The organism is Rhodococcus opacus, from assembly GCF_012396235.1.
Lineage (GTDB): Bacteria > Actinomycetota > Actinomycetes > Mycobacteriales > Mycobacteriaceae > Rhodococcus_F > Rhodococcus_F opacus.
In genome coordinates, this window is the sequence record NZ_JAAXPA010000010.1 from 39,771 (window position 1) to 65,331 (window position 25,561).

Genomic DNA, 25,561 nt, shown 5'->3' on the forward strand with positions numbered 1-25,561 from the left:
GGCGGCGGATGCGGTGTCGGTCAGACTGAACACCATGGACCGCCGCAGCCTGAACCCCGGAAACTGGAATGTGCGGGTGCGATCCACCGCGGCCGCGGTCCTCGCCGTCACGGTGTGCCTGCTCCTCGCCGGCGGGGCACTCCTGTTCGTGCTGTACCGCAATCTCGAACACTCCGCCCGAGCCGCCGCAGACTCACGGTCCCACCAGATCACCGAGCAATTGCGCACTCAGCCGCCGCAGGAACTCGACGCATCGCTACTCGCCACCGACGGCCAGATCGGGGCCGTCCAAATCCTCGACAGCGCCGGAAACGTGCTCGCCACCTCGGCCGGGATTCCGTCGTCACCGGTCCTCGCCGCCCCGCTGCCACCCGGCGAGTCCGCCTACCTCGGAAACCTCCACTTCGGGCACGAACGCGACTACTGGGTGGCCGCCCACGGCACCATGTCCCTCAACGGGCCGGTCACCGTGGTCACCGGTGCCGACCGCGAACCGGTTGAAGGTGTCCTGGCCACTGTCGCGGCGCTGCTCGCGATCGGTGCGCCGGTCGTCCTCGGCTTCGTCGCCGTCGCCACGTACCGGCTCATCGGCGCGGCCCTGCGCCCGGTGGAGAGGATCCGCGCCCGTGTGGCGGCGATATCGACCGATCAACTCGACGAGCGGGTTCCCGTGCCGGCGGCCCGGGACGAAATTGCCGATCTCGCGGTCACCATGAACAGCATGCTCGCCCGGCTCGAGGCCGGGCATCTGGCCCAGCGGCGTTTCGTCAGCGACGCCTCGCACGAACTGCGCAGCCCGCTGGCGACCATCACCGCCGCACTCGAACTCGCACAATCCCGTCCCGAATTGATCGACATGGCCCTGGTCGACGAGTCGTTGCTTCCCGAAGCCCGACGAATGCATGCGTTGGTCGAAGATCTTCTCCTGCTCGCGCGTGCCGACGAAGACTCACTGACCCACCTGCGCGTCGACGTCGATATCGACGATCTGATCCTCGCCGAACGCGCCCGCCTCCGGGGCCTTCCCGGCATAGCGGTCTCAGCCACCGTCGACCCTGTCCGGGTGGCCGGGGATCCGCAGCAGTTGGCCCGGCTGGTCCGCAATCTCGTCGACAACGCCGTCCGCCACGCACACACCCGAATCACCCTTGCCTGCCGCAGGTGCGAGGGGAACGCCGTCATCGACGTGACCGACGACGGGCCGGGCATCGCTCCGGCGGACCGGGCCCGGATCTTCGAGCGATTCGTCCGCCTCGACACTCCCCGAACCCGCGAATTCGGTGGTTCCGGACTCGGTCTCGCCATCGCCGCCGAGATCGTTGCCGCACATCACGGGTCGATCGATATCCGCGATCATGAAGATGAGGGTGCGCACTTCGTGGTCACGCTCCCGATCGGCGACGACCCCTATGTCTCCGACGGCATCGAATAGCCCACGCCGCGGACGGTGTCGATGCTCGTCGTGCCGAACGGGGCGTCGATTTTGCGTCGAAGGTAGCCGATGTAGACCTCCACGATGTTGTCGTCGCCCTCGTAATTGACATCCCAAACAGATTGCAGAATATCGTGTTTGGTGACGACCGCACCGGCGTGGCGCATCAGGTATTCGAGCACGCTGTACTCGCGGGGCGTGAGCTGGAGGCGGGTGCCTCCGCGGGTGACCCGCCGCATGGCCGGGTCCAACTCGAGCCCCGCAGCACTGAGAACCGGGGGCCGCGGCGGAGCCCCACGTCGCACCAGCGCCCGCAAGCGGGCCACCAGCACCACGAACGAGAACGGTTTGACCAGATAGTCGTCGGCACCGAGGTCGAACGCATCGGCGAGGTCGTATTCGCCGTCCTTGGCCGAGAGCATCAGCACCGGCGTCCACACCTGCTGCTGCCGCATCTCCCGGACCACGTCGTACCCGTGTTTGCCGGGCAACATGATGTCGAGAACCACCACATCGAAGCCGCCACTAACCGCGGCCGCCAACCCGGCCACACCATCGTGCTCGACCTGCACGGTGCATCCGTCAGCCGTCAAGCCGCGCCGCACCGTCTCAGCCAGGCGCGTTTCGTCCTCGACCAACAACACCCGCACCGTCGCCTCCTCCAACAACATTCCGTAATCAGTGGACCCCAACGGTACGACCGGCAGCGCGGTTACCGCCCTACCGGACCCGGACCGGTCGAAGGTGCTGCACCTGCAAATTTCCGGACCAGCACCGGAAGGATGGACGCTCTCGTGCGAAGGTCGGAGTGTCGGAGGCCTCCAAGATTGCCGGTGTTGCGGTGGGCGCCTCGGAGTCGCAAGGGAGCCTGGTGCGCCTTGGTGATCGACAGTTCATCGACGGCGTAAATGCGGAGGACCCCCGTACCGTGCGCACTTCAATCGACCCTGGGGCACCACCATCACCTGGTCTTCCAGCGCCGTCGCACCGGTCTGCTCATGTCCGCACCCGGGCTACATCGACCCCCGTGTCCTGGGCGAAGTCGTCCCGGGCTGTGTCCGGTGCCATCCCGACAGTCGCCAAACCCAGCAGTACCCCCGCCAGCGCAAGCACCAGCGGCGCGGTTGCCGGGGTACCACCGACAGCGCCGGTCGATGCCAGCCACAGATGTTCCCAGCCAGGCAGCTCCGCCCATGCGTACTTGTGGTTGAGGACCCCGGTGTCGAGGTTCGCGCTCACGTGCTCATACACCCCGAACAGAGCCGCCGGAGCGGCGCACAGAGCGATGATCCGGGCCTGCACGATGGCGATCCGTGAACGGTTGAACACGACGATCAACGCCGAGCAGACAAGCACACCCAGCACAATCCACGGCACGATCTGCTCGGAACTCTTCCAGTGCCGCAACGATGCCAGCTCAACCGCGACGAATGCGCATGAAAGCACAGACAGCGCGAGCAGTGCCGCCTGAAACCGCGCGACAAGCCGTGCTGGACGTGCGTCGCCGCGGTCCGGGGCAACCACCTCATCGTCCATGCCCGCTCATCTCCTACTGTGGGGCCAGAACACTCAAAATCGTGTCCAGCGTCTGTTGATCGATTCCGTATTTGCCCAATTCCGTCGCCAGGGTGTCGGACATCGTGTCGGGACTATAGGGGCCGTACTCCGTGACCTCCTTCGCCCACTTACCCGCGTTGCTGACGCCAGCTGCCTCGAACGCCGCCTGAATCTGACTCTGGCTCGCCGTGTTCGGGTCGACCTGAGCCACTCCCGCGGCACCGCCGCCTGGGGTCATGGTGGAAGACGCAACCACCGACGTCGTCGGACTCGGCGACGACCCGGTGCCACTGTCGTTGGAGCTGCATCCTGCAAGCAGGCCGGCAGAAAGCAGAAGCGGAATGCCGAACTGGACGATCTTTTTCGCCATAGTGGTCAACCTACTTTCGGTGTCTCGGCAGCGCCCTGGCTGTCGGCTGAGAACAAGCTGGCAGAGCACGCCACGGGCCGCGACCGTCTCGCGAGGGAAATGCTCCCCGATACCCGACCGACATGACCGCCATGGTTCGCGCTGGCCGCTGAAGAAATGCTGAAAGCAGTGCCTGACGTCGACTTGCGCCACCGACCGGCGGACCCCGCCGCCGACACCACCGTGCCGTAGCTCGGTAAGCGGTCAGCCGCGACGGTAATCGTCTGCCAGCACTGACACTGACAACGTCGGGATCGACACCTAATCCGCCGAGACCGTGCACGGATTACAGATCAACATATTGACCAATCTCAGGTGGTCATCGCGTTGGGCAGTGGACTTTGGGGCTCGCGCAGAATTCACTGGTAACTGATGGATTCGATGAGCTGCGCACGCAATCCGCGAGTTGCCAGCGGATTCCGAGACTCGTCGGCCGAGAGGCAACCGACCTCAGCGCACCGTTCAACGCACCAGCCGGCGATCTTCACCGGACGGGTCAAATGGCGATCCGCCAGCTCAGACCGATGCCGGGTGAATGCCCCTTTCCGGGACGATGCCGGTCAATGTTCGGCATTCGGGACGCCTGCCAAGGGAGAACCGGCAGTCCGGAGGCCGCCTCGGTAAGCACCCGCATGAGCAGACGGGTCTTGCGGTTGACGGTGGCGTCGGCCTATTCGCTCGGCTGTCGACACGATGATCCCTTCGGGTCCGCGCACGTAGGCCATCCACCAGATGTCCTCGTACTGACCGATCCCGCCGACCAGGCCGTTGCCGTCCGCGGCGACTCGGTGGAGGCCGCCTGGAGGTCGTCCACCTCGAGCGCCACGTTGCGCATTCCTAGTTCGGTGGACATAGCCTTCAGGCGATCCGGGCTGGTGCTCGTCGTGGACGAAGTTCGTCAGCTCCACACTGGCGCCGCCGTCCGGTGGCCGCAGCATGGCGATCTCGCTGCGGGAGTAGCGGATGCCGTGTCGGATCGCTGACAACCGGCGTAGCGAAAAGTTCTCGGAAGAAAAACGGGAGGTGGTGTCGGATCGGGGCGGTGGTGTTCGTAGTAGGGGTGAGGCCGCCCACAAGGGGGCGGCGCCAAGGTGAGGAACCGCGATCAACGCCCGCGAGGCGATCACCCACGTCCACCACGAGGAGTGGGCCCGGGTGGCCGCCGCCCTGACCAGGCGATTCGGTAACCTCGACATCGCCGAGGAGGCAGCAGCCGAGGCGTTCACGACCGCCGTCGAGCGGTGGCCGCCCGACGGCGTACCGCCCAACCCCGGCGCCTGGCTGACCACCACCGCCAACCACAAGGCCATCGACCGGATCCGGCGCGAGAACAAGCGCGACGACAAGCACAAGGAGGCTCAGATGGTGTACGACGATGACCCGAGTCTCCCGGCGCCATCGACGACGACTGGCTCCGGCTGATCTTCACCTGCTGTCACCCGGCGCTGGCGATGGAGGCCCCGATCGCGTCACCACTTATCCCGACCAGACAGAGGACGCCGCCGCCCGCGGCGGCACACCTCGCGCCGGCAACCGGCCGTCGGGACTGCCGCGTTCGTGTGTGCTGATCGCGATCCTGTCCCCGGTCGGATTGGTGCTGGGCATCATCGGGTTGATCCTCGGTGTCCTCGGTCTGCGGGCGGCCCGCGGGTGGGGGATCACCGGCAAGGGCGTGGCGATCGCCGGGCTGGTGCTGAGCGGGTTGGCGATCGTCATCTCGATCGCATTCGCCGCCGGCGTGGTCACCGTCCTGAACAACGACTCGGCGGTCGAGAGGATCGAGCAGCAGGTGGACAAGATGCGCGACAAACTCCCCAGCACTGTCGAGGTGCCGCAACCCTGACATCCCGGTACGGATGCCCCAGGGTGTCCTGCACCGGTTGACCCGGATGAGCGACGGTGCCGCACCGGTTTCGCGTTCGGTCGCGAATCGACGAAGGTTCGCGGTACGCATGCCCCGGTGCCTCCGCAGCTCAGGTGCTGTTGCCTGCAGCGAAGCAGGCTTCTCAATGTGAGTTGGGGGCCGGGCCGGTGGTGTGATCGCGCTGCGATCGGGCGTTTTGTGATCGACGATCGCGTCCTGCCAGTGCAGCTCGGAGCAGTCGCAGCGGCGGTGTGGTGCAGGGATCGGGTATCCCGAACCGGTCGGCGATCTGCGTCCAGGACGCACCCCGTATCAGGGCGGCCGCCGCCGCTCGGGCGAGGAGTTCCTCGCCCCACTCGCCCGGCGTCGGGAGGGCGCCGCGGGCGTTGTCGTGGTGCAGCTGGTGCGGCGGGTCCCGTCGGTGGTGGGGGACTGGCTGATCCCTCGGGTGACTGTAGCGAACCGCCGGCCGGGCAGGAAGGTGTATCGCCTTCCATACGAACAACCCGGGTGCGGCGCACAGCCGCGGAAGTGGTTGGGGGCTGTGGGACATGGTTCGGCGCTCCGGGGGATCACCCCGGAGCGCCGATACTCGTGGTGGATACGTCCTGGTCAGCCGACACCCAGATCGATCCCGAGCGCGACGCTCAGGAACTTGAGGAACGCGTCGAAAGCCAGACTGAAGTCGATTCCTGCCGAGCCCATAGCGGGTCACCTTTCCGTCGAATTTGTGTTTCTTTTCCATCCCCCGCCTATTGGGTTTATCCGTCGGGGAACCCCGAATGTTTCACATTTTCTGGGATTCCTCGAGGAATTATTTGAACAGTCGACCAAATGATTGAATGTTCGGATCGGTGACAGGGTTATCTGTTTGAGTCGGTGCATTTCAGGGAAATTCGCAGAGGCCCCATGAAACACGTGGGTCCGTAGTCGGGGATTCTCGAATGAGGTGAATGAGCCATGACGAGGAAGATGGCAGTGCGTGCGGCTGTGGCGTCGGCGGTGATCGCCCCGGCGATGCTCTTCGTGGCCGGTGGTACCGCAACGGCGGTGCCGGCGTTGACTGCCGGTGCGGCCGGTGAGGTCACGGTCACGGTCCCGGCGGGGGAGAGTTGGACCTGCTTCGGATTCGATTCGGCGTTCAATTTCAAGACCGGTGCGTTCGGTCCCGGGATGGCCGGCAGGCTCAGCGGTTTCGCGAAGGGTAACGCCACCGTCTTCTGCTTCGGCGGTACGGCACCGTTCTTCTTCACCGGGAGCGTGAGCGTGTCGTGAGCGTGCCCCAGCGGCCCGGTCTTCGTTGGCGAGCGAGCAGACTCGTTCGCCAACGACAATCGAAAATGTCAACAGCTCAGCAACATTCGGTTCCCGAGCGGCGCTGACCCACGCGTCCCCCCCGCCCGCGAAGTCTACGGCGGGGGTGCGGTCCGGTGTGGTTCTCGCCGGAGCGCGAACTGGTAAAAGTACTCCAGGGCGGCGGGGTCGGTGACGGCCGGGAGCAGCAACTGCCAGGCCTGGGTCATCCGGTGTGGGAGGTCGGCGACCGCGTCGGGGTTCCTGGCGAGCACGCGGGAGCCGAATGCGGTGGTGACGACGGCCGCGGTGAGGGTGCGGGTGTCGGTGCCGGGCCGCAGGTGGCCTTCGGTGGCGGCGCGGGCCGCCAGGTCCCGGTAGCGGGCGGTCCAGGTAGCGAACAGGGCGGGCCGTGCGGGGGTGGGGTGGTCGCCGAGGTCGAGGACCAGTCGGAACGCGGCGCAGATCAACGGGTCGTCGTGGCCGTGGGTCGACGAGCGCGTAGGACAGTTCGATGAGCGCTTCGAGCGCGCTGCTCTGGTGTGCCGCCCGCTCGGTGCAGCCGTCGTCGAACCGGGTCAGACCGACGTCAGTCGCCTGCCGGGCGAGGTCCGTTTGGACCGGAAGTGGAAGTAGAGGCCGCCCTTGGTGGCGTGCGAAACTCCGGTGATCTCGTGCAGGGCGGCGTGGGTGTACCCGTGCCGATCGAATTGCTCCGCCGCCCGCGCCAAGATGGTGGTGCGGGTCAGTTGGACCCGTCGTTGCATGACGGACCTCGCTTTCGCATAGTGTCTTCTGCCCTCGCGGGAAGAATCATAAGGAAATCGGCGCGGCCCGCCTGAACTATTTCATGTCGCGGCGCATGGTGTCATCTACGAACAGCGCTGCGGACGTCACCACCAGGTTCCTCACGCAATTTCCTGCGTCGCCGTTCGGAATGGCGCCGCGACCGCGTCGAATTGGACGAGTGGTCAAAATGGAATTGGACGACTGATCAAAATAAAGAAGAAAGTTTATGGGCCGATCGGTGCAACACGATGAGCCCTACCGGCGATACACGACCGGGCGGGACCGAAAGGTGGCCCATCGCCGAGCGGGGAGACCCGCGGAACAAGGAAGTTCGAGTTGCCGGTATGAATGTGTTCTGGATGGTCGAAGTCCTGATGGTCACGTTGTGCGTGATCGCGGTGTCGCTCGCCGCGGCGGTGACCGCCGATGCGGTGTCCGGACGCTCCCGCGAACGGGGACCGGACCGGGTCGACGCTGCGGTCTCACCCACGGCGTCGCCGGTCCTCACTACCCGGGAGGTGCGCCGCGACCGGGACTGGCACCGGGTCGCGACACGGGCGTGGACGATCTGCATCCTCGCCTCCGTGGTCGCGGTCGCGGCCGTCGGGGTGCTGATCGTCGTGGGATAAAGCCCCCGGCCCACGACCGCCGGACGCTTACGCTCGATTGATGGCGAAGAAGCTGCCCGCCGATGAGCGCCGCGCCCAACTTCTGGAGGCGGCGTTGATGATCGCGGCCGAGCAGGGCGTCGACGCGCTGACCATGCGCCCACTCGCGGCCGATGCCGGGGTGTCCCCCGGAATCGTGCACTACCACTTCCACGACAAGGACACCCTCCTCACCGAACTGGGCGAGACTCAGATCTTGCAGGTCAACGAGGGGATGCGGCTGGCATTCGGGCAGTACACCGAACCCTCCGGGCTGACCGGGATCCCGGCCCTCGAGGATCTGCTGCGCGCCGGAATCCGCGGTCTGTGGCCGATCGTCGAAGCCACCCCCCACCACCAGCTGCTGGCCTACGAGCTGACCGCCCAGGCGCTGCGCCGCCGCAGCGCCGGCAACCTGGCGGCGGGGGCGATCGCCGAGCGGCAGTACTCCGCAATGGACGCCGAAACCGTCGCGTTCCTCACCCTGTGCGCGACCCGCGCCGACGTCACCTGGATCACCCCGGTCGAGCAGGTCGCCCGGTTCGCGCTCGCGTGCATGAACGGATTGGTGCTGCGTTGGCTCGTCGACCGGGACAGCGCCGCCGCCCTGATCGCCCTCGACGACCTCGTCCAGATCCTCACCAGCAAAGCTCGCTGACTGTCGCGGACGTTCTGTCCCTGCGCGCGGTTGACGCATCGGGTCACACCGCAGCGGGCATGAGAGGAAGAGCCGGGGGTGTGTGAGTGACTTCTCGCGCGGGGCCGCGCGGGGCCCGAGGGGGTGAGCGCGATCGTTCGTCCTCGGTCCACGCGCGGCGGGTGACGGCCCTCGGTCGAAAGGGGGAGTCGACAGAGGGTCTCGCCGCCCGCGGACAGCCGTCGAGCCGTGGGCAGCGTGTGGGTGGAGTACCCCGAATCGGTCGCACTATGTGTCCAACCCATGACCGGATTCTTGCTGACTTTGCTGTTTCAGCGAAGTTTCTGCTGCCGATATCTTCGTGGCGATATTCCTTGTGGCGGAGGGGCCCTCGGTCGTCGCGGGCGATGGTATTGGTCGCCCGGGCGGGTAGACATCGACGGCGGTTTCGAGGCGCATGCCCGCCACGCTGTTCGCCAGACAGCGGCTGACGGATTGACCGTCGCCGCCACTGTGCAGCGGTTTGCCCACTCTGCCACCGCAGATCAGCGCGAGACCGGAGCGGCCAGCTCATCCGAACAGTCTCGCCGTCGCCGGGAGGGAGGGGCTAGCTCGGTGCACGCTTGGAGGGTGCTCGGTCAAGCGTGTGCGTACCCGGTAGTCGCGGCGAAAGACTTGCTTTGATCCGAAGGTCGGGCGCCGGAGAGTGGGCGCTATCGGCTGCATCTCGAACGCACGCGTAGCAGCCGGTAGGGAAACCGGAGAAGGGACAGCGTGAGACCGCCGAGCGTCACACCGCGGATCGTATCCGGATCGATGTGCCTGGGGCCTGTTGATGCGGAAATCGGGGGGGTCGGCTTGCGGCTCGCAGGTGGGGTTCAAGTCGCGCTGGCGCGGGTAACCCGAGCCAATCCGAAACAACACCCGCGTACGGCTGCCCCCAACCAGGACCGATCCGACATGACCTCACACCGGCACATCACCACCGATCACGACGAGATCCGCGGTTGGATTCAGGCGCATCACGGCGTACCGGCACGAACGGCGACGACCACCGACACCGCAGCCGCCCTGCACATCGACTTTGCCGCGGTTCGCCCCGGCGAGCTCGAGCACATCTCCTGGGAGGAGTGGTTCACCGCGTTCGATGCGCAAGGCCTCGCCCTGTGCTACCCGGATCCGCATCTGCGCGGCGGAGCGAGCGCGTGGTTCGAACTCGTGCCCCGCGGCGGCGGAATTCACCCGTGAGGTGAGCGGCGTGGCAGGCGTACCGCGGCATCGACGCGGGTACCCGATCCGGGTGGGGCAAGCCGATGTCGAGAGGCCCCGCGTGAAGGTGATCGTCGATGACCAATCTGTACTATCCACTGGCTGTTGCGCTGTACATCCTCGTGGCACTCTGGCAAGGCAATCTCGGCCACTGGTGACATCCGCCGAGTGCGTCCAGGCCCGGGTGGGGCGTGCCGCTCGATGTAGGAAATCGATGACCATCGAGGACCCCCTTTTGTGCTCCTCGATGGTGGAAGCGCGGTGTGCCCGAACCTTTGGGTGGATGGTTGATGTCGACGGACGGTGAGGATAGGTCAGCGCGACGACCGTGAGGGGATCGCCTGTGAGCGTGTGGATCCCGAGCGCCGGTGCCGTTCGGATCCCGTGTTCGACCGTTCTGACGTCCCGCCGGGGGAGCGGCGTTTCCCTTCCTCATGAGGTCGGCGAGCACTGCGGGCGGTCGGCTCAGTTCCCGCCGCCGCCACCGCCGTTGCCCCCGTTGCCGTTTCCGTTGCCTCCGTTGCCTGGACCGCCCTGGCCGTTGCCTTGGTTGCCGCCGCCCTGGTTGCCGTTCCCACCGCCGGTGTCCACGCCTGCGCCCGGTGCGGTGTCGTCTGGCGCGACAATCTCGGGTGCCGGGGCGATCGGTTCGGAGCTGATCATGGTAGCCGGCGGCGCCGGTGCCGGGGTGAGGTAGCTGCTCGGGGCGGGAGCGGTCGGCGGGGGAACCGAGGTCGAACCTGTGGTGCTGCCCTCGTCCCGCGACGCGAAGGCCAGTGCCAGCAGCGCGATGGTCACCAGCACCGCCGCGACCGCGCCGATGATCACCCCGGCACCGGGTGACCGGCGCGGCTGTGCGGGTGGACCGAGGGGAACAGCGGCGGCTGGGATGGAGGTGACCACCTGGGTCGGGGGCGGCGGCATCGTGCGTGGGTTCGCGAGGCTCGCGCGCATCTGGGTGGCGGTGGCGAACCGTTGCTGGGGGTCGGGGCTGAGGGCGCGCTCGATCACGGTGGTCAGTGTCGGGGCGAGGTCGGGGCGTACCGCGGTGAGCGGCTCGTGGTGTCCGTGGACGATCGCGTGGGCCAGCGACAGGATTGTGTCCCCGGTGTAGGGGCGGTGGCCGGCGAGGGCTTCGTAGCCGACGACACCGACGGCGTAGAGGTCATCGGTTACCGAGGCAGGTTTCCCTGTGATGCGGTCGGGGCTCAGGTAGGCGACGGTGCCGAGGACCTCTCCAGCGGTGGTGTGGTCGGTGTCGGCGCTCTTGGCGATGCCGAAGTCGGTGACCTTTACGGTTCCGTCGGCGTCGAACAGGATGTTGCACGGTTTGATGTCCCGGTGCAGGATTCCCGCCGCGTGTGCGGCCCCCAGGGCGTCGAGGGTCTGGGTGAGGATCGTCCGGGCTCGCGGGGCGGGGAGCGGGCCGGCGAGGAGGTCGTCGAGCAGGGTCCGCCCGGGCAGGCGTTCCATCACGATGTACGGGGCGCCGTGGTCGTCGCCGCTGTCGTGTACGGCGACGACGTTCGGGTGGTTCAGCGTCGCGGCGAGGCGCGCCTCGGACTCGAAACGCCGCCGGGTCTGCGGTTCTGAGGCCATCTCCGGGCGCAGCACCTTCACCGCGACAGCCCGGGCCAGGCGATGATCCCACCCGTCGTACACGTCGGCCATTCCGCCGCGGCCCAGCACCTCACGCAGCTCATACCGACCTGCGAGAACCACCGACCCGGGCATACGTTCACGCTAATGGGCGCGGCCACCGCCCGGTAACCGCGCCGCCACCTACCGGCATTTGCCCGTTGGCCACGCCACACGCTGTGGGCACCCAGGGCCACCGAGTGCTCGCGACCGGTTCGTCTTCCGTGTGGGATCGGTGAGAGGCGGGCACGCGAGGGGCATGAGCACAATCACCGAAGAAGTGGACGTCGATGTTCCGGTCCGGGTCGCCTGCGACCACTCGCTGGTCGGTATCGAACTGCTCACCATCGACGCCCGCATCGTGGTCGCCAGCGTCGATACCTACCTGCGGTTCGCCGAGGCGGCGAATCGGCTGGCGATCGGCAGCGAACCGAAGGGCCTGTCCGACCTCGTGTCCGATGTCAAGGGCAGCGGCAGCACGAAGTCCAAGACCAAGGGCGTCCTCGAGGGCGTGGGGGAGACGCTCGGTGAGCTGCTCGGCGGATCCGCGAGCGAACGCGAACCGGCACCGCGTCGGAGGCGGAAATGACCTCGACCGACGATACCCACGACACCGAGGTCACCGACATCGACGAGGGCGCTGCGGCAGCCGTGATCTACGTGTACGCCATCGTGCCCGCGGACGTGCAACCGGAAGAGGACGCCACCGGCATTCACGACGCCCCGATCGGGATCGTCACCCATGGTGACATCGCGGCGTTGGTCAGCGAGATCGACCCGGACGACCGGCTCGGCACCCCCGCGGACCTGCAGGCCCACGCCCGCATCCTCGATGGCACCTCACACGTCGCCCCGGTGCTGCCGCTGCGGTTCGGTGCCGTCGTGTCCGACCGCGACGCCGTTGTCAACGAACTGCTCGCCGAACATCACGACGAGTTCGCCTCCGCCACTCGGCGAACTCGAGGGCTTCGCCCAGTGCATGATCAAGGGCCGCTACGTCGAGGAGAGCATCGTGCGGGAGATCGTCGACGAGAGTCCGAAGGCGTCCGCACTGCTCGAGTCGATCCGGGGCCAGCCCGAGGAGCGCACCCGCGATGCCCGGATTGCTCTGGGCGAGCTCATCGGCCACAGCCTCGAGGCCAAGCGGGAGATGGACACCCGTATCACTCTCGAGGCGTTGTCACCGCTGACCGACACCGTCACCGTCTGCGAACCCACCCACGACGAGGATGCAGTCCAGATCGCGATTCTCCTCGAGGTCGACCGGCAAGACGAACTCGAGCAGACGGTCGGAGACCTGGCCGCGCGTTGGGACAACCGGGTCACCATGCGCATCCTCGGCCCCATGGCCCCCTACGACTTTGTGGTGAGACCAAAGCCGGAGGACTGACGAAAGATCTCCGGCGTGCAGGATCCGAAGAGTCTGTGTTCACCTCCTTTGTCCATGCTGCGGCCGGGAATTTCCGAGACCGATCACTCTCGTGCACGGTCAGATGAATATGCAGACACGGGACCCTCGGATATCCGATGTTGGCAAAATCACGAGTACACATTACGAGGCCCACACTCTCGAACCACGCTTCGCGCAAGGCTATTCCGTGTTCGGCCGGCCCGATTCGGCGTGGCAATTTCGACTCGACTGCGCGCCCGCCGACCGAGCATCCCCGCAGACCGAGCCTCACCTCACGGCCGAGGATGGCGGTCGGGACTGGGGGACCGGGCCGGTGATCGTGCTGATCAGGGCGGTGGCCCGGCTGCCCCTGGTGAGCCGGGCCACTGCGGCCTGATTACTCGGTCGGTCAGCTCGGTCCGATGCCGCCGCCGAAGGCGGCGCTCAGCCACCTACCTCTAACGCGAGGGTGAAGTCGATTCCTGCAGAACCCATAAGAATTCACGCCTTTCCTCGTGATGAATCCACGGGATCGTCGATCCCCGCTTGCGATGCCTATCGCGCTCGGGGCCGAGGAGCGTTTCGCGAAAAGCGAATTTCTCACATTATGAAAATTAACAACCGCCCATAATGTTGCTGGGCAATCGATTTAGGAAATGGGGGTGACGTCAAATTCGGTGCATGTGCTTCTCGTATATTTGCGTGATCCACGACGTTACGACGGTCGGGGCCGCGCGCGGCCGAGGTCGGGGTGGGCGAGCACTCGACCTCGGTCGCTCGCGACGGGGCGCCCCGCCGGCCGAAGGGGTTCGGCGGCCGGAGCGGGGCTGGATGCCCGGTCCGCCTTCGCGGCGCGGGCAGCGTACTCAGCGGGTACCCACAGACAACCGCGGTACGCGGGTATCCCGAGGGCCGGCAGACCCCACGGTCATTCGGTGCGGTCCTGTCCGATCGTGACGCGGTGACGAAACGAACTGCTCGCCGAATACGACGGCGAGTTCGCCTCCGCCCTCCCGGAACTCGAGGCTTCGCGCAGATTGAGCGTCGCGGTCCCGGGGTAGTCGGCGGGAACGAAGGCACCACCCACCGACCACGGCCCCCATCCTTTTCGCCGACGCCGGCGCCGAGGTGCACCACATCTTCTCGACAACAAGGGGTTGGGCGATGACAAGCAAGGGTCAGGTGGCCATGGCCGTGGGTGCCGGTTACATGCTGGGCCGTACGCGAGTTGACCACGCGTCGAAACCGACACGCTCGCCACCAACCCAGATCGACCGGGCCCACAGAGGCGGCGCCCACGACGACGGTCCTGGACGCCGCCTCGCCCTGCGTCCTTGACAAACCGGCGTACATATCAGGTCGCTGCACACGCCACCTCGACCGATGAAGGAACTCAGCAGCGTAAACGTTCGTGGTTGGCCCGGCGATCCGGGCTCGGAGCATTCGCGGTGCGGTCCGCAGGAGTTCCTGGCGCGGCACTGGCGACGGCCTACGCGGTAGCCGCCGGTTGATTGATTACAGAGCTGGACGATCAGAACCGGGTCTTCCTCCCATTCCAGCACGGACTTGCTGATCGCCGCCCGCACGGTAGAACCGCCACGGTGCGTGAGGGTCACGACCTTGCCCGCCGAGTGCCGCAGATCCTCCGCAGCCGGCCACGGGGGGGGGGGACACTGTCGGGACCGGATCGTGTATCGAACGCCCCGAAAGCGCATCATGCGGATAGCCCAGCATGTCCTCGAATGCCCAATTGACGTGCACGACGTGACCGTCCCGGTGGAGGGGAAGCACCGGGACCGGGAGCCGGGCCAGCAGCACCAACGCGGGAGTCCTTCGAGGAAACCCAGTGCGGTTGTAGGGTCTCGCTCCCAGTGGCATTTTCAGACGCTGTGACCTGCGTATTTATTACTTCTCTCACGGCACGGCACCGCAGTCAGTCTCAATTCCCTGGCATTTCTTCAGCAATCACAGAGCGGGCCGGCCGTGCCGATGCCCGTGCGGGCATCGGGTGCGACAGGCAAGGATGATCTGCGATGCTGATCAGAACACTGCGGAGGACATGAAGAGGCTGGAGATGACGGAGGCCCCGAGCAACGGCTCCACATCAGGTGATGAAGCGATGACCGTTCGTGCCGCCGCGATCCGGGCCGCGGCTATCCGCGAAGTACCTAAGCACGGACGGCTGCTGAAATCGGCCAGGGATGGTCGCATCCTCAGCGCGCTTATGCTCCGGATCTTCGCTATCTCCACACCCCATGGGCACGGGGTGCTCACGACGACCGGTCGCAAGAGTGGCAAGGAGCGACGGAACTACGTTCGCGCGATCCGGTGCCACGACAAGGTGTACGTCGTGATGCTCCGCCCTCCCGCATTGGCAATCGAGAGGCCCCTAGCCGTCTCATCCTGGATGTGGAACATCCGGGGAAACCCAAACATTCGCCTTCGGCTGCGGCGTCGAACTTTTGCCGGCGTCGCGCGCGAGATCAGCGACCCGATCGAGTTGCGACAGGCCCGAGAGGCAATCTGCGAGACGGTTCACCTCGTTGACTACGGTGAGTGCAGCCTTCATCTGCGCGGGCGTCCCTCCCGGCCAAGATCAAGGACCTCCACGGCTACTGGTTCGACACCGGTATCCCACTTGTAATCGAACTCGCGGTGTAGGTAAGGGTGGCGGGTACTCCGTACGCTGTCGCCGGTACCGCGCGACGGCCATAGGACGAACCTCCGCCTGCGCATCCTGCGGACGCTAAGCCGGTGCCGGTGGGTGCCCCGCAAGGGGATCGCTGACCGGTTAACGATCGTCACATGGTGGAACCCATCGAACGGACGGCGCAAGATCCGATCCGCCAACTTCCGGACGTCACGAGCACACAATGGAGAAGTGTCCGACGATTGCGTCACGATGAGCACGGAGAGACTGATCGCATGGTCCGAGTATTCATCCACCGAGCCAGCTCAGTGGCTCGCGCCTTTCGCGTATCCCCACGTCTATGACCAGGAGGGACACGCATGGATGTCGTCCGTATTCGATACCACTGTTCGAATACTGCATCCCGCTCACTACGGACAGAACCTAGTTCGATGGCATGAAGTGGCGACCTTCTACGGCACCGTGCTCACACGCACGTCCAGATTTGACCAGCTCGTCGGCGACCAGCCTGCCAATGTGTTCGACAATGTCTACGACCGGTATCCGAGCCTGGGCGGCCCTCCGCACGAGGTCCTCCGACCACTCGAAGAACTACTCGCGGACGCCGCTCAGTTTGGACTGATCTGGGAAGGAATCGCCGAAGTCAGCGTCGAGTGGAAGCGTGCCGCGAACGTGAAAGGACCCGACTTCACCTATCGCACCGCGCGGGCAGATCACGACCTCCCTGACTTCCCCAATCCGTACCTATGCCCCAACTTCTGGTGGCCAGAAGACCGAACATGGTGCGTCGCGACCGGAATCGACTCGGACAGCACCCTGCTTGCGACGAACGACGGGGCGATAGTCGACGCCGTTCTCTCCGATCGGCGACTCGAAACATTGAGCTTGAGAGCAGAATAGGCTGGCGAGCTGTCTTCCCTTAGGCCGAACGGTGACCGGCACGTCATCGGAAGCGGGTCGTTGACCGAGACTCCTGATCTGCGCGTTCCCGTTTGACCCGTCCGGTGATGATTGTGCTTTCGGGGCGTCAATCGGGACACCCCGAACGATCAGGATCACGCCGCCCGCTCCGGTTAGTGGCGATTCGGTGAACCGATTGAAATGGGGCTCTATTGCTGTGATCGTGGGTGAATTCCGGTCCTGGTGAGGGCGCACGCCGTTGTCCCAGTAGCGTTCTGGCTTGTCTAGGGTCAGTCGGCTACATGTGTGGAGAACGGCGTGCGCGAAGCCAGGATATGGCGTCAGGTGTTGGGTGTCGAAAAGACGGTGATCGAGCACGTCGATTTTGACGAATCGGCCGCGGCGGTGATTGTCGCGGTCCGGCCGCAGGCCCGGGCCCGGTCCCGGGGCGGGGTGTGCGGTCGGCGCAGCCCCGGCTACGACGGCGGTGCCGGGCGGCGGCGATGGCGCGGCCCGGACTGCGGCCTGGTCCGCACCTTTATCGAGGCCGACGCCCCACGGGTGTCCTGCCGCGAACACGGGGTCACGGTGGCCGCGGTGCCCTGGGCCCGGCACACCTACTCGTTCGACCAGACGGTGGCGTGGCTGGCCACGCACACCTCGAAGGCCGCGACGTGCGAGGTGATGCGCACCGCGTGGCGCACGGTCGGGGCGATCGTGGACCGGGTGTGGGCCGACACCGCACCCGCCCGGGACCCGCTGGCCGGGCTGCGTCGGATCGGGATCGACGAGATCTCCTATAAGAAGGGCCACAAGTATCTGACGGTCGTCGTCGACCACGACTCCGGTCGGCTGGTGTGGGCCGCCCCCGGCCGGGACGCGGCCACCCTGTCCGGGTTCTTCGACCGGCTCGGGCCCGAACGCTGCGCGAAAATCACCCACGTCACCTCGGACGCGGCCGGGTGGATCGGATCGGTGGTGGCCCGGTACTGCCCGGATGCGATCCGCTGCGCGGACCCGTTCCACGTGGTCGCCTGGGCCACCGAAGCCCTCGACGCGGTCCGCCGGGCCGCGTGGAATCGGGCCCGGGCCACCGAGAACGCCTCCCGCGGCGGCGGTGGGAAACCACGCCGCCGCCCGAAGGCCGGACCAGCTCGAACGGTGAAACGCAGCCGGTGGGCGTTGCTGAAGAACCCGGACAGCCTCACCGTCGGGCAGCAGGCGACGCTGCGGTGGATCGAACTGCACGATCCCGTGCTGCACCGCGCCTACCTACTCAAGGAAACCTTGCGGTTGATCTTCCAACTCCCGGCCGAGAACGCCGCCACCGAACTCGATCGATGGATCGGCTGGGCGAGACGGTCCCGGATCCCGGCCTTTGTCGCGTTGCAGAAAAGCATCCGCGCCCACAAACCCGCCATCCTCGCCGCCATCGAACACGGCCTGTCGAACGGGCGCATCGAATCGGTCAACACCAAAATCCGCCTCATCACCCGACGCGGATTCGGGTTCCACACCCCCGAGGCCGTCATCGCACTCGCGATGCTCAGCCTCGGAGGCGCTCGACCACAACTACCCGGCCGAACCCACCCACGAATGAGTCAGTAGCGACGTTGTCCCTGGCGGGACGCCCATTCAGGACTGAAAATGATCTCGTGGTCGCCTGTCGACGCCGTGGCTCTCTAGTTCTTCGAGACTGTTCAGTAGCGGGGCGCGGGGATCACGCCGTGGGCCCTTCAGTGTTGCCATTCGATCACCGAGCACGAGGATCAGATTCTTACTCCTTTCCCTCCTGTGACCCCCACGGGCGACCACCTGTGACACGTCGATACGCCGAGGATAGGAGCAGAAGATGCTGACAGAATCCCGCGACGAGGAACAAATCATCGCCAGGGTCGCGGCACTCGACATCGGCAAGGCGGAACTGGTGTGCTGCGTCCGGGTCCCGGGGAAGGGCGCATCCACTCCGCGACTACAGGAGGTGACCACCCATTCCACGATGACCCGGGCGCTGACCGAGCTGGCCAACCACCTGGTCGACCTCGGGATCGAACGCGTGGTGATGGAAGCAACGTCTGATTATTGGAAACCAGTCTTCTACCTCTTGGAGGCACACGGACTCGACCCGTGGCTGGTCAACGCCCGCGACGTTAAACACCTACCGGGTCGACCGAAGACCGATGTGCTCGATGCGGTGTGGCTGTGCAAGGTCGCCGAACGGCAGATGCTGCGCCCGAGCTTCGTGCCCCCGCGCCCGATCCGGCAGCTGCGGGATCTGACCCGCTACCGCAGCACTCTCGTCGCCGCCCGCACAGCGGAGAACAACCGGATCGAGAAACTCCTCGAGGACGCCTGCATAAAACTCTCCGTCGTCGCCTCCGACATCTTCGGAGTCTCCGGACGGGAGATGATGGATGCCCTGATAGACGGGCAAAACGACCCGAAGGTGTTGGCGCAGATGGCGCGGGCCCGGATGCGGACAAAGATCGCCTGCCTCGAGGAGGCCCTCGACGGGCACTTCGATCACCACCACGCGTTCCTGCTCACCCGGATGCTGGGCCGGATCGATACCCTCGATGCCGACATCACGGCGGTCGACGAACAGATCGAGGCGCACCTGGCCCCTTTCGCGGCGGCGGCCCGGCTCGATGAGATCCCCGACCGACATCACGGCGGTCGACGAACAGATCGAGGCGCACCTGGCCCCTTTCGCGGCGGCGGCGGCCCGGCTCGATGAGATCCCCGGGATCGGCCCGGTGGTTGCCGCGACCATCATCGCCGAGGTCGGGGTCGACATGTCGAGGTTCCCCACCGCCGGACACCTGTGTTCCTGGGCGAAATTCTCCCCCGGCATCAACTCCTCGGCCGGAAAGACCAAGGGCAACGGTTCCTCCGGGCATGGCAACCGGTACCTGGCCGCAGCCCTCGGTGAGGCCGCCGTGATGACCCGCAGGACCGACACCTTCCTCGGTGCCCGCTACCGCCGGCTGGCGAAACGGGGAAAGAAACGCGCCATCGTCGCCGTCGGTCGCTCCATCCTGGTCGTCGTCTGGCACCTGCTCTCCGACGAACAGGTCACCTTCCACGACCTCGGTTCCGATCACTACACCCGCCACATCCACCCGGACACCAAGAAACACAGTCACATTCGGCAACTCGAAGCGCTCGGCTACACCGTCACCCTCGCCCCGGCAGCCTGATTCGAACCAGCACCGATCCGAACCTCGTGAGACCACCTCACTGCGGGCATCACAACGCGTGTCCCGACCGCACGCACCTCACCCCATTTTCGGATCAGAGCCTGAAATGGCGCGCCGCAGCACGATGGCGGATCCGCCACGGCTCGCCACCCGCCGTGAGATTCCGCCTCGGGATTCGAGACCCGCCGCGCAGCCACATCGAATGCAATCTCAGCCATTGGCCAAGTGGCCACTGAGTGGCCCTCCGATCTGAGATTTGGCCACGAGTCTCAAGACCCTACAGGTTGTACCTGACGTGTCTACCTCGGCCACCACCACAACAGGCCCATGCCGTCCAGCCAGTAGATCCACTGGTAGATGTCCGGATGGATGAAGTAGTTCCAGTCCATTACTTATTCACCTCGATCCAGTCCACGAGCTGTTGTTGGCCACCTTCGGTGTCCCCCAAGAGGATGCGGTGTCAGGACCCGCACGTCATCTCTCCATATTGATGTATCGACGGCACAACCTCACAGTTACCACCGACCTGGAACACCGGTAACGGCTGCGCCCCCAATCCTGGGGTTTGTGCTCGCGGTGCAATACGCAACAAAATGCGCCATCCACCCCAAGCCGTCGCCTCGGGATCTGCTGGTCGGATCGGCGAGCGCTCCGGGTCGGCCCCGGCGAACTCGGGCGGTCCTGAGGCCCTGGCCGGGGTCGGCGTTCTTTCGAGGGCATCGTCTTCGGGGTGGATCCTTCTAGTCGGATTATCCACCAGCGTCCGGCTCGGCGGGGCTCAGCAGTTGTCGCACCCACCGCGGGCGGCGCAGAACGGTATCGGTCGATCAGGGACAACGCTGCAACCGACTCACACCGAAATCTTGACCTGAGCTCTGGTGTCCTCCGGGCGTAGCGGTCGCGCGTGGAGGTCGGGAGGATGGACGAGTTCGCTGGGGTGTGCGGGTCTACTCGTGGGGTTGCGGGTGTTCGGCGAGTTCTCGGAGGCGGTCGCGCATCTCGTTCGGGTTGATGTCGGCGAGGTGGGTGAGGATTCGGGTGCCGGTGCAGGTGGTGTCGGCGAGGAGGGCGAGTAGGAGGTGTTCGGTGTCGATGGTGTCGTGTCCGATTAGGGAGGCTTCGCGCAGGCTTTGGGCGAGGGCCTTCTTCAGTGTCGGGGTGAAGGGGGGCCCGGCACATTCGCTGTCGGTGTTCGGGTAGGCGGGGATCTCGTCGAGGGCGCTGTCGATGTGGGGGCCGGTGATCCCCCAGGAGGTGAGGGTGGCACCGGTGGGGCCGCCGGCGGCGACGATGCCGGTGAGGAGGTGTTCGGTGCCGAGGTGGTTGTGGTGGTGGGTTCGGGCCGCGTCGGAGGCAAGCACGACGACGTGGCGTGCTTGGTCGCTGAATTTGTCGAACACCGTTGATCACTCCCTCGGCGAGTGCCCTGCGCGTGGGTGGAGAGCTGTCGCCCTTCCAGTCTCCGTGTGGGGGCGCTGAGCCTGCAACGATGAGTCGCCTCGGTGAGGATGGTTCGGTGCTCGGTTGCGGCTCCGGGTGACTCGGTGCGCATGCAGGCGTGGGGCCGCGCAGTGCGGGGTACGTGGGATGGCACGGACCGGCGTCCACAGGTCCGGCGAAGAATCGCACCGGGCCACACCGGGAGCTGCGCTTCCACCTGGGGTAGTCGCGCCCCGCCGGGCTCGTGAAACGGTCCTCGCGGGCTGACCGGGTGCCGGACGTCTTGGGGCCGTGCCGCTCGCCGTTGCTTCCGATGTGCGGCACCGGGCCTGGTTGATCGACCGCATATCACCGCGGGGTGTCATGGGGGTGCCGGCGAGAGTCGGGTCGGGCGTCGTTCGCTTTCGGACGGGGATCCGATCAGTCCTTGTCTGTTATGTGGGTCGGCTACCGTGGGCGTTTGTGACAGCAGGCAGTGCGGGGCGTGCTCGCAAGATGACGCCGAGCCCTGAGTTTGGGCTCGACTTCGCTCGGGAATGGGTCGAGTTCCTCGATCCCGACAACGCCGAGCACCTCATCGCCGCGGACATGACGTGGCTTCTCTCGCGCTGGACCTGCGTGTTCGGCACCCCGGGCTGCCAGGGCATCGTCGCGGGCCGACCCGACGACGGCTGCTGCTCGCACGGCGCGTTCTTCACCGGCGAGGAGGATGTCGCGAGGTTGCGCGAGTCGGTGAAGCTGCTCAGGCCCGAGGGCTGGCAGTTCATGAAGCAGGGTCTCGGGATGAAGGGGTACATCGAGGAGGCGAGCTCGACGACGAGCCGGCGCTGCGTACCCGCCGCTACCGGGGCGGGTGCATCTTCCTCAACCGCCCTGGATTCGCGGGTGGCATCGGGTGCGCACTGCGTGCGATGGCCCTCAGGCGTGGCATCGAGCCCCTCGAGGTGAAGCCGGGCAGCTGCCGAAACCACTGCAACACGAGCTAATTGACCATACTTCATGGGGTTCTCCTATGAGCCGACCCGTCGGCTCGATGCGTACGGAAATGGTGCTGCGAATGTGCTGCGTGAAGTCGCAGCAGAGTGACGTGCGTACGTCAGACGGACTACTGTACGCAAGACGGTCGTGACACTAGGGATGCCGTGCACCGCTGTCAACCCGCACTATGGGCGGCCCCACACCCCTTGTGGGGAAGACGCCAGCGCGCCCGTGCGCCCCGATCATGAACGGGGCGAACGGGCGTCACATGCTGGAGAGCGGTGTCGGGGGTGCGGGGTCAACGAACTTTCTGCGCACGGTGCCGGAGATGCTGAACACCACTGACCGCGAGGGCGGTAGCCAACACCAGATACAGAGTGATGGTGATGGGACTGTCGACGAGGATGCCGAGGCTGCCTTCGGACACCGCCAGCGCGCGCCGCAACTCCGTTTCTGCCATCGGCCCGAGGATCACCGCGATCAGGACCGGCGCCAGGGGAATGTTGTAGCGGCGCATGATGACACCGATCAGTCCGATGCCCACCAGCAACCACAGGTCGATGACGGACGAGCTGATGGCATAGATCCCGAGCATGGAGAACACGGTGATGCCGGCATAGAGGTAGTGCCGGGGGATCGTCAACAGTTTCGCCCAGACCCCGGCGAACGGCATATTGATCATGACCAGAATGACCAGACCGATGAAGAGGGACGCCAGCAGGGTCCAGACGAGGTCGCCGCTGCGCTCGAACAGCAGCGGGCCGGGCTGCATGCCGTATTGCTGGAAGGCGGCGAGCATGATGGCCGCCGTCGCCGAGGTCGGCAATCCCAGTGCCAGCAGGGCGCCCATTGCAGTACCCGCGGTCGCGTTCGCGGCGGCCTCCGGAGCCGCCAGGCCCCGGATGGAACCGGTGGTGCCGAACTCGGTGTCGTTGCTCCGCTTGGCCAGGTGCTTTTCGGTCCCGTAGGCCATGAAGGTAGGCACCTCGGAGCCGCCGGCAGGAATGAGACCGAAGGGCGCCCCGAACGCCGTGCCGCGCAGCCAGGCGGGCAGTGCCCGGCGGAAGTCGGCGAGGGTGAGCCGAGCCCTGCCGCCAGACGGTGTCCTGGTTGCCACGGGGTCCCGGTGAATTCGGGTGCAGACGTAGAAGACCTCGCCGAGAGCGAGCAGGCCGACGGTGATGACGACAACCGAGATTCCGTCGAACAGTTGCGGCATACCGAGTGTGAAGCGGGCGGTACCACTCGGTCCGTCGATGCCGACCAGGGCGAGGGCGAGACCGATTCCGAGGGCGGCCAGACCGCGGATGACCGATTCGGACACCACGGCTGAGATGGCGAGGAACGCGAAGATCGCCAGCGCGAAGTACTCGGCCGGTCCGAAGACCGTGGCGAGGCGGACCAAGGTCGGGGCGAAGAACACCACCATCGTGGTGGCGATCATGCCGCCGATGAAAGCCCCGATGGCGGCGGTCGCCAGCGCCTTGGCGGCCCGGCCACTGCGAGCCATGCGATGTCCTTCGAAGGTGGAGGCGATCGCCGAGGAATTGCCGGGGGTGTTGAGAAGGATCCCGGACGTGGAGTCCCCGAAGAGGCCGCCGAAGTAGATGCCGGCGAACATGATGAACGCAGCGGTCGGTTCCAGGGAAAAGGTCACCGGCAACAGCAAGGCGACGGCCATCGACGAGCCGAGGCCGGGCAGGACGCCCACGGCCGTGCCCAGAAGCGCTCCGATCAACACCCACAGCAGATTCATCGGAGTCAGGGCCTGCGCGAAGCCCTCGAACAGCAACGGAAGCTGATCCATCAGAACATCCCTCCCACGAACCCGGACGGCAGCGGTAATCCCAGGCCGGCGCTGAATGCGAGCTGGATGACGGACGAGAACAACAGCGCGACACCGACGTCGAACACCGGGCGCGTACTGCCCAGGGCCCGGGCAACCACCCAGAACAGCAAGGCGGCGCAGAGGATCCAGCCCACCGGGTTGAGCAGGACGATGAACACGATGGCGGCAGCGAGCACCTGCGCGAGGGTGCGCCAGTCCGAGTACGTCTTCCAACGCGGCGACTTCGGTGCGGGGCGGGCGTCGGTGCGCTCGTCGCCGACGTCACCGAGGTCGCGGAGCATCTCGGCGGAGAAGTCGCCGTGTCCGGGATGCGGTTCGGTATCGGGCACGCGGGGGTGCCGCAGGATATCGATGGCCAGCGCGGTCGCTGTCCCGTACAGCACGGCGCAGACGATGATCGGGAAGAACTGCGGGCCCGGGACGGCGGTGCCGAGGACGTGCATGGAGACGGTGCCGATGGTGAAGCAGACGGCCAGCACGTAGAGCAGTGCGGCGACCACGAATTCGCTGCGACCGGTCCAGAATCGTCGTCGCTGCGAAGCGCTGGTCGACGGGACGGCGTGGCTGTGGATGATACTCATCGTCCGAGTTCCTCGATGATGTCTTGGGCTCGTGCGACCTCGAGTTCGATGAACTGCGCGAACTCGGTGTCGGTCGAGAAGGTGTCGGTCCAGTTGTTGCGGTCGATGGCCTCTTGCCACTGCGGTGAGTCCCGCATCTCGGTGACGATGTCGACGAGTTCTCGTTTGGCCTCATCGGTGACGCCGGGGGCTGCAACGACGCCCAACCAGTTCGACATGGCCACATCCACGCCCTGTTCGCGGAACGTCGGCAGATCGATTCCGTCGATGCGCTCGGGTGCGGAGATGGCCAGGGCCCGCAGGGTGCCGGCTTCGATCTGGTCACTGACTTCGTTGTAGCCGGACACTCCGGCCGTGGTGACGTGGGAGAGCAGGGCGGACAATGCTTCTCCTCCTCCGGAATAGGGGATGTAGTTGACCTCTCGCGGATCGATGCCGGTCTGTTTGGCGAGCAGACCGCTCAGGAGATGGTCGATTGAGCCGAGGGAGCCACCACTGACCGAGGTTCCGCCGGGGTCGCGCCGCCACGCGGCGATGAAGTCGTCGAGGGTCTGAATCGGAGAGTCCGCGGGGACGACCAATGCCGCGTAATAGTCGGCCATGCGGGCGATCGGCACGACGTCGGCGAGGGACTCGGGATTGTCCGACAGTTCCACCGCGCCGACCATCACCCCGCCGGTGACCATCAGGGCATCCTCGCGTCCCGGGTTCTGGACGAATTGGCTCAATCCGATGGTGCCGCCCGCACCGGGAACATTGACGACCTGGGGATTGTTCACCGTTCCCTGACTGCGCAGTGCTTGCTGAGCCTCCCGTGCGAAGCCGTCCCACCCGCCGCCGGGAGCCGCGGGGGCAACCAGGGTGAGTTTGCTGCGTGCGGTGGCCGTTCCTCCCGAGGAGGCGGCGTTGACGAAAGCCAGCACGGTGACTGCGGCGACCAGGAGGCCGAACAGAACGGTAGGGAGCGGCTTCATGGCGGGTCCTCTCCCCGGACGCGTTCGAGGTCGGCGGTGCTCATCGGTCGGCGACGTGCGTGCA

The 25,561-nt window shown here is 66.1% G+C and carries 24 protein-coding genes and 4 pseudogenes; 15 read left to right on the forward strand and 13 right to left on the reverse strand.

The annotated features are described in order from the left end of the window. Positions 1-13 precede the first annotated feature (13 nt). Positions 14-1,432, forward strand: a complete 1,419-nt coding sequence (locus tag HGB39_RS15465; protein WP_005572620.1) for a sensor histidine kinase — start codon at positions 14-16, stop codon at positions 1,430-1,432. On the opposite strand, the gene HGB39_RS15470 is transcribed toward HGB39_RS15465, so the two are convergent. The 4 genes and pseudogenes from HGB39_RS15470 to HGB39_RS38670 all read right to left on the reverse strand — a co-directional run. Next, positions 1,408-2,082 carry a response regulator transcription factor gene (locus HGB39_RS15470; RefSeq protein WP_043793331.1) on the reverse strand — a complete coding sequence of 225 codons (675 nt, stop codon included), beginning with the start codon at positions 2,080-2,082 and terminating at the stop codon, positions 1,408-1,410. The two genes, HGB39_RS15465 and HGB39_RS15470, sit on opposite strands and share 25 nt — an antisense overlap. Positions 2,083-2,428: 346 nt before the next feature. Beyond that, positions 2,429-2,968, reverse strand: coding sequence for a hypothetical protein (locus HGB39_RS15475; RefSeq protein WP_005572622.1), 540 nt, complete (start codon positions 2,966-2,968; stop codon positions 2,429-2,431). 13 nt (positions 2,969-2,981) lie between these two features. After that, complete coding sequence (locus tag HGB39_RS15480; protein ID WP_005572623.1) at positions 2,982-3,359, reverse strand: hypothetical protein; 378 nt, start codon at positions 3,357-3,359, stop codon at positions 2,982-2,984. Positions 3,360-4,066: 707 nt separating this feature from the next. Continuing rightward, a pseudogene (locus HGB39_RS38670) lies at positions 4,067-4,366 on the reverse strand (VOC family protein); the annotation flags it as partial. A gap of 187 nt (positions 4,367-4,553) precedes the next feature. Here HGB39_RS38670 and HGB39_RS15485 point away from each other — a divergent pair. From HGB39_RS15485 to HGB39_RS15495, 3 genes are all read left to right on the forward strand, one after another. Continuing rightward, complete coding sequence (locus HGB39_RS15485; RefSeq protein ID WP_005572625.1) at positions 4,554-4,820, forward strand: sigma factor; 267 nt, start codon at positions 4,554-4,556, stop codon at positions 4,818-4,820. Positions 4,821-4,959: 139 nt separating this feature from the next. After that, on the forward strand, positions 4,960-5,241 hold the full coding sequence (locus HGB39_RS15490) for a DUF4190 domain-containing protein (RefSeq protein ID WP_005572626.1): 282 nt from the start codon (positions 4,960-4,962) through the stop codon (positions 5,239-5,241). A gap of 981 nt (positions 5,242-6,222) precedes the next feature. Beyond that, a complete protein-coding gene (locus HGB39_RS15495; RefSeq protein WP_005574014.1) occupies positions 6,223-6,537 on the forward strand; it encodes a hypothetical protein in 315 nt (104 codons plus the stop codon). A gap of 134 nt (positions 6,538-6,671) precedes the next feature. Here HGB39_RS15495 and HGB39_RS38675 read toward each other — a convergent pair whose 3' ends face one another. Together HGB39_RS38675 and HGB39_RS38680 are read right to left on the reverse strand one after the other, a co-directional pair. Next, positions 6,672-7,025, reverse strand: a complete 354-nt coding sequence (locus tag HGB39_RS38675; RefSeq protein ID WP_005574016.1) for a TetR/AcrR family transcriptional regulator — start codon at positions 7,023-7,025, stop codon at positions 6,672-6,674. A gap of 108 nt (positions 7,026-7,133) precedes the next feature. Beyond that, a complete protein-coding gene (locus tag HGB39_RS38680; protein WP_005574018.1) occupies positions 7,134-7,322 on the reverse strand; it encodes a TetR family transcriptional regulator in 189 nt (62 codons plus the stop codon). Between the two features lie 366 nt (positions 7,323-7,688). Between HGB39_RS38680 and HGB39_RS15505 the strand changes: the two genes are divergently transcribed. The 3 genes from HGB39_RS15505 (at position 7,689) to HGB39_RS15515 (ending at position 9,876) form a co-directional block, all read left to right on the forward strand. After that, positions 7,689-7,973, forward strand: coding sequence for a hypothetical protein (locus HGB39_RS15505; RefSeq protein WP_005574021.1), 285 nt, complete (start codon positions 7,689-7,691; stop codon positions 7,971-7,973). Positions 7,974-8,013: 40 nt separating this feature from the next. Beyond that, positions 8,014-8,649 carry a TetR/AcrR family transcriptional regulator gene (locus HGB39_RS15510; protein WP_005574022.1) on the forward strand — a complete coding sequence of 212 codons (636 nt, stop codon included), beginning with the start codon at positions 8,014-8,016 and terminating at the stop codon, positions 8,647-8,649. Positions 8,650-9,588: 939 nt separating this feature from the next. Continuing rightward, a complete protein-coding gene (locus HGB39_RS15515; RefSeq protein WP_005574023.1) occupies positions 9,589-9,876 on the forward strand; it encodes a hypothetical protein in 288 nt (95 codons plus the stop codon). Between the two features lie 486 nt (positions 9,877-10,362). Here the strand turns inward: HGB39_RS15515 and HGB39_RS15520 are convergent, their stop codons facing one another. Beyond that, complete coding sequence (locus HGB39_RS15520; RefSeq protein ID WP_005574025.1) at positions 10,363-11,631, reverse strand: serine/threonine-protein kinase; 1,269 nt, start codon at positions 11,629-11,631, stop codon at positions 10,363-10,365. A 163-nt stretch (positions 11,632-11,794) separates the two neighbouring features. Between HGB39_RS15520 and HGB39_RS15525 the strand changes: the two genes are divergently transcribed. After that, a complete protein-coding gene (locus HGB39_RS15525; protein ID WP_005574026.1) occupies positions 11,795-12,124 on the forward strand; it encodes a hypothetical protein in 330 nt (109 codons plus the stop codon). Next, positions 12,121-12,925 (forward strand): annotated as a pseudogene (locus HGB39_RS15530) (GvpL/GvpF family gas vesicle protein). The gene HGB39_RS15525 and the pseudogene HGB39_RS15530 overlap by 4 nt, the downstream one beginning before the upstream one ends. Before the next feature lie 928 nt (positions 12,926-13,853). Here HGB39_RS15530 and HGB39_RS15535 read toward each other — a convergent pair. Both HGB39_RS15535 and HGB39_RS38685 read right to left on the reverse strand, forming a co-directional pair. Then, the gene (locus HGB39_RS15535) at positions 13,854-14,012 is read right to left on the reverse strand and encodes a hypothetical protein (RefSeq protein WP_155756124.1); all 159 of its coding nucleotides are present in this window, start codon (positions 14,010-14,012) and stop codon (positions 13,854-13,856) included. 428 nt (positions 14,013-14,440) lie between these two features. After that, complete coding sequence (locus HGB39_RS38685; protein WP_081276655.1) at positions 14,441-14,803, reverse strand: PAS domain-containing protein; 363 nt, start codon at positions 14,801-14,803, stop codon at positions 14,441-14,443. 346 nt (positions 14,804-15,149) lie between these two features. Here HGB39_RS38685 and HGB39_RS39860 point away from each other — a divergent pair. The 5 genes and pseudogenes from HGB39_RS39860 to HGB39_RS40215 all read left to right on the forward strand — a co-directional run. Beyond that, positions 15,150-15,365 (forward strand): annotated as a pseudogene (locus tag HGB39_RS39860) (nitroreductase/quinone reductase family protein); the annotation flags it as partial. Positions 15,366-15,806: 441 nt separating this feature from the next. Further along, entirely contained in the window at positions 15,807-16,475 is a 669-nt protein-coding gene (locus HGB39_RS15550) for a hypothetical protein (RefSeq protein WP_155756125.1), read from the forward strand. A 318-nt stretch (positions 16,476-16,793) separates the two neighbouring features. After that, a complete protein-coding gene (locus tag HGB39_RS15555) occupies positions 16,794-18,083 on the forward strand; it encodes an ISL3 family transposase (RefSeq protein WP_043786923.1) in 1,290 nt (429 codons plus the stop codon). Positions 18,084-18,327: 244 nt separating this feature from the next. Next, positions 18,328-19,212 carry an IS110 family RNA-guided transposase gene (locus tag HGB39_RS15560; protein ID WP_376744844.1) on the forward strand — a complete coding sequence of 295 codons (885 nt, stop codon included), beginning with the start codon at positions 18,328-18,330 and terminating at the stop codon, positions 19,210-19,212. Beyond that, on the forward strand, positions 19,124-19,675 hold the full coding sequence (locus HGB39_RS40215; protein ID WP_376744845.1) for a transposase: 552 nt from the start codon (positions 19,124-19,126) through the stop codon (positions 19,673-19,675). Before HGB39_RS15560 ends, HGB39_RS40215 begins: the two co-directional genes overlap by 89 nt. Positions 19,676-20,622: 947 nt before the next feature. Here HGB39_RS40215 and HGB39_RS39865 read toward each other — a convergent pair. Beyond that, positions 20,623-21,075: a Clp protease N-terminal domain-containing protein gene (locus HGB39_RS39865; RefSeq protein WP_005560720.1), complete on the reverse strand. Its 453-nt coding sequence runs from the start codon at positions 21,073-21,075 to the stop codon at positions 20,623-20,625. 535 nt (positions 21,076-21,610) lie between these two features. On the opposite strand from HGB39_RS39865, the pseudogene HGB39_RS15570 reads away from it, so the two are divergent. Beyond that, positions 21,611-22,077: pseudogene (locus tag HGB39_RS15570) on the forward strand (DUF3109 family protein); the annotation flags it as partial. 314 nt (positions 22,078-22,391) lie between these two features. On the opposite strand, the gene HGB39_RS15575 reads toward HGB39_RS15570, so the two are convergent. Genes HGB39_RS15575 through HGB39_RS15585 form a run of 3 tightly spaced genes read right to left on the reverse strand, consistent with a single transcriptional unit; the run spans position 22,392 to position 25,497 of the window. Next, on the reverse strand, positions 22,392-23,900 hold the full coding sequence (locus tag HGB39_RS15575; protein ID WP_005562638.1) for a tripartite tricarboxylate transporter permease: 1,509 nt from the start codon (positions 23,898-23,900) through the stop codon (positions 22,392-22,394). Next, entirely contained in the window at positions 23,900-24,523 is a 624-nt protein-coding gene (locus tag HGB39_RS15580) for a tripartite tricarboxylate transporter TctB family protein (protein WP_005562639.1), read from the reverse strand. The genes HGB39_RS15575 and HGB39_RS15580 overlap by 1 nt, the downstream gene beginning before the upstream one ends. Next, positions 24,520-25,497 carry a Bug family tripartite tricarboxylate transporter substrate binding protein gene (locus HGB39_RS15585; RefSeq protein WP_064080525.1) on the reverse strand — a complete coding sequence of 326 codons (978 nt, stop codon included), beginning with the start codon at positions 25,495-25,497 and terminating at the stop codon, positions 24,520-24,522. The genes HGB39_RS15580 and HGB39_RS15585 overlap by 4 nt, the downstream gene beginning before the upstream one ends. Positions 25,498-25,561: the final 64 nt, after the last annotated feature.

Coding starts and splice junctions, on each gene's coding strand:
- HGB39_RS15475 (WP_005572622.1), bottom strand. CDS start 2,968: ATGGACGATGAGGTGGTTGCCCCGGACCGCGGCGACGCACGTCCAGCA.
- HGB39_RS15480 (WP_005572623.1), bottom strand. CDS start 3,359: ATGGCGAAAAAGATCGTCCAGTTCGGCATTCCGCTTCTGCTTTCTGCC.
- HGB39_RS15495 (WP_005574014.1), top strand. CDS start 6,223: ATGACGAGGAAGATGGCAGTGCGTGCGGCTGTGGCGTCGGCGGTGATC.
- HGB39_RS38680 (WP_005574018.1), bottom strand. CDS start 7,322: ATGCAACGACGGGTCCAACTGACCCGCACCACCATCTTGGCGCGGGCG.
- HGB39_RS15505 (WP_005574021.1), top strand. CDS start 7,689: ATGAATGTGTTCTGGATGGTCGAAGTCCTGATGGTCACGTTGTGCGTG.
- HGB39_RS15510 (WP_005574022.1), top strand. CDS start 8,014: ATGGCGAAGAAGCTGCCCGCCGATGAGCGCCGCGCCCAACTTCTGGAG.
- HGB39_RS15515 (WP_005574023.1), top strand. CDS start 9,589: ATGACCTCACACCGGCACATCACCACCGATCACGACGAGATCCGCGGT.
- HGB39_RS15520 (WP_005574025.1), bottom strand. CDS start 11,631: ATGCCCGGGTCGGTGGTTCTCGCAGGTCGGTATGAGCTGCGTGAGGTG.
- HGB39_RS15525 (WP_005574026.1), top strand. CDS start 11,795: ATGAGCACAATCACCGAAGAAGTGGACGTCGATGTTCCGGTCCGGGTC.
- HGB39_RS38685 (WP_081276655.1), bottom strand. CDS start 14,803: ATGCCACTGGGAGCGAGACCCTACAACCGCACTGGGTTTCCTCGAAGG.
- HGB39_RS15560 (WP_376744844.1), top strand. CDS start 18,328: ATGCTGACAGAATCCCGCGACGAGGAACAAATCATCGCCAGGGTCGCG.
- HGB39_RS40215 (WP_376744845.1), top strand. CDS start 19,124: ATGAGATCCCCGACCGACATCACGGCGGTCGACGAACAGATCGAGGCG.
- HGB39_RS15575 (WP_005562638.1), bottom strand. CDS start 23,900: ATGGATCAGCTTCCGTTGCTGTTCGAGGGCTTCGCGCAGGCCCTGACT.
- HGB39_RS15580 (WP_005562639.1), bottom strand. CDS start 24,523: ATGAGTATCATCCACAGCCACGCCGTCCCGTCGACCAGCGCTTCGCAG.
- HGB39_RS15585 (WP_064080525.1), bottom strand. CDS start 25,497: ATGAAGCCGCTCCCTACCGTTCTGTTCGGCCTCCTGGTCGCCGCAGTC.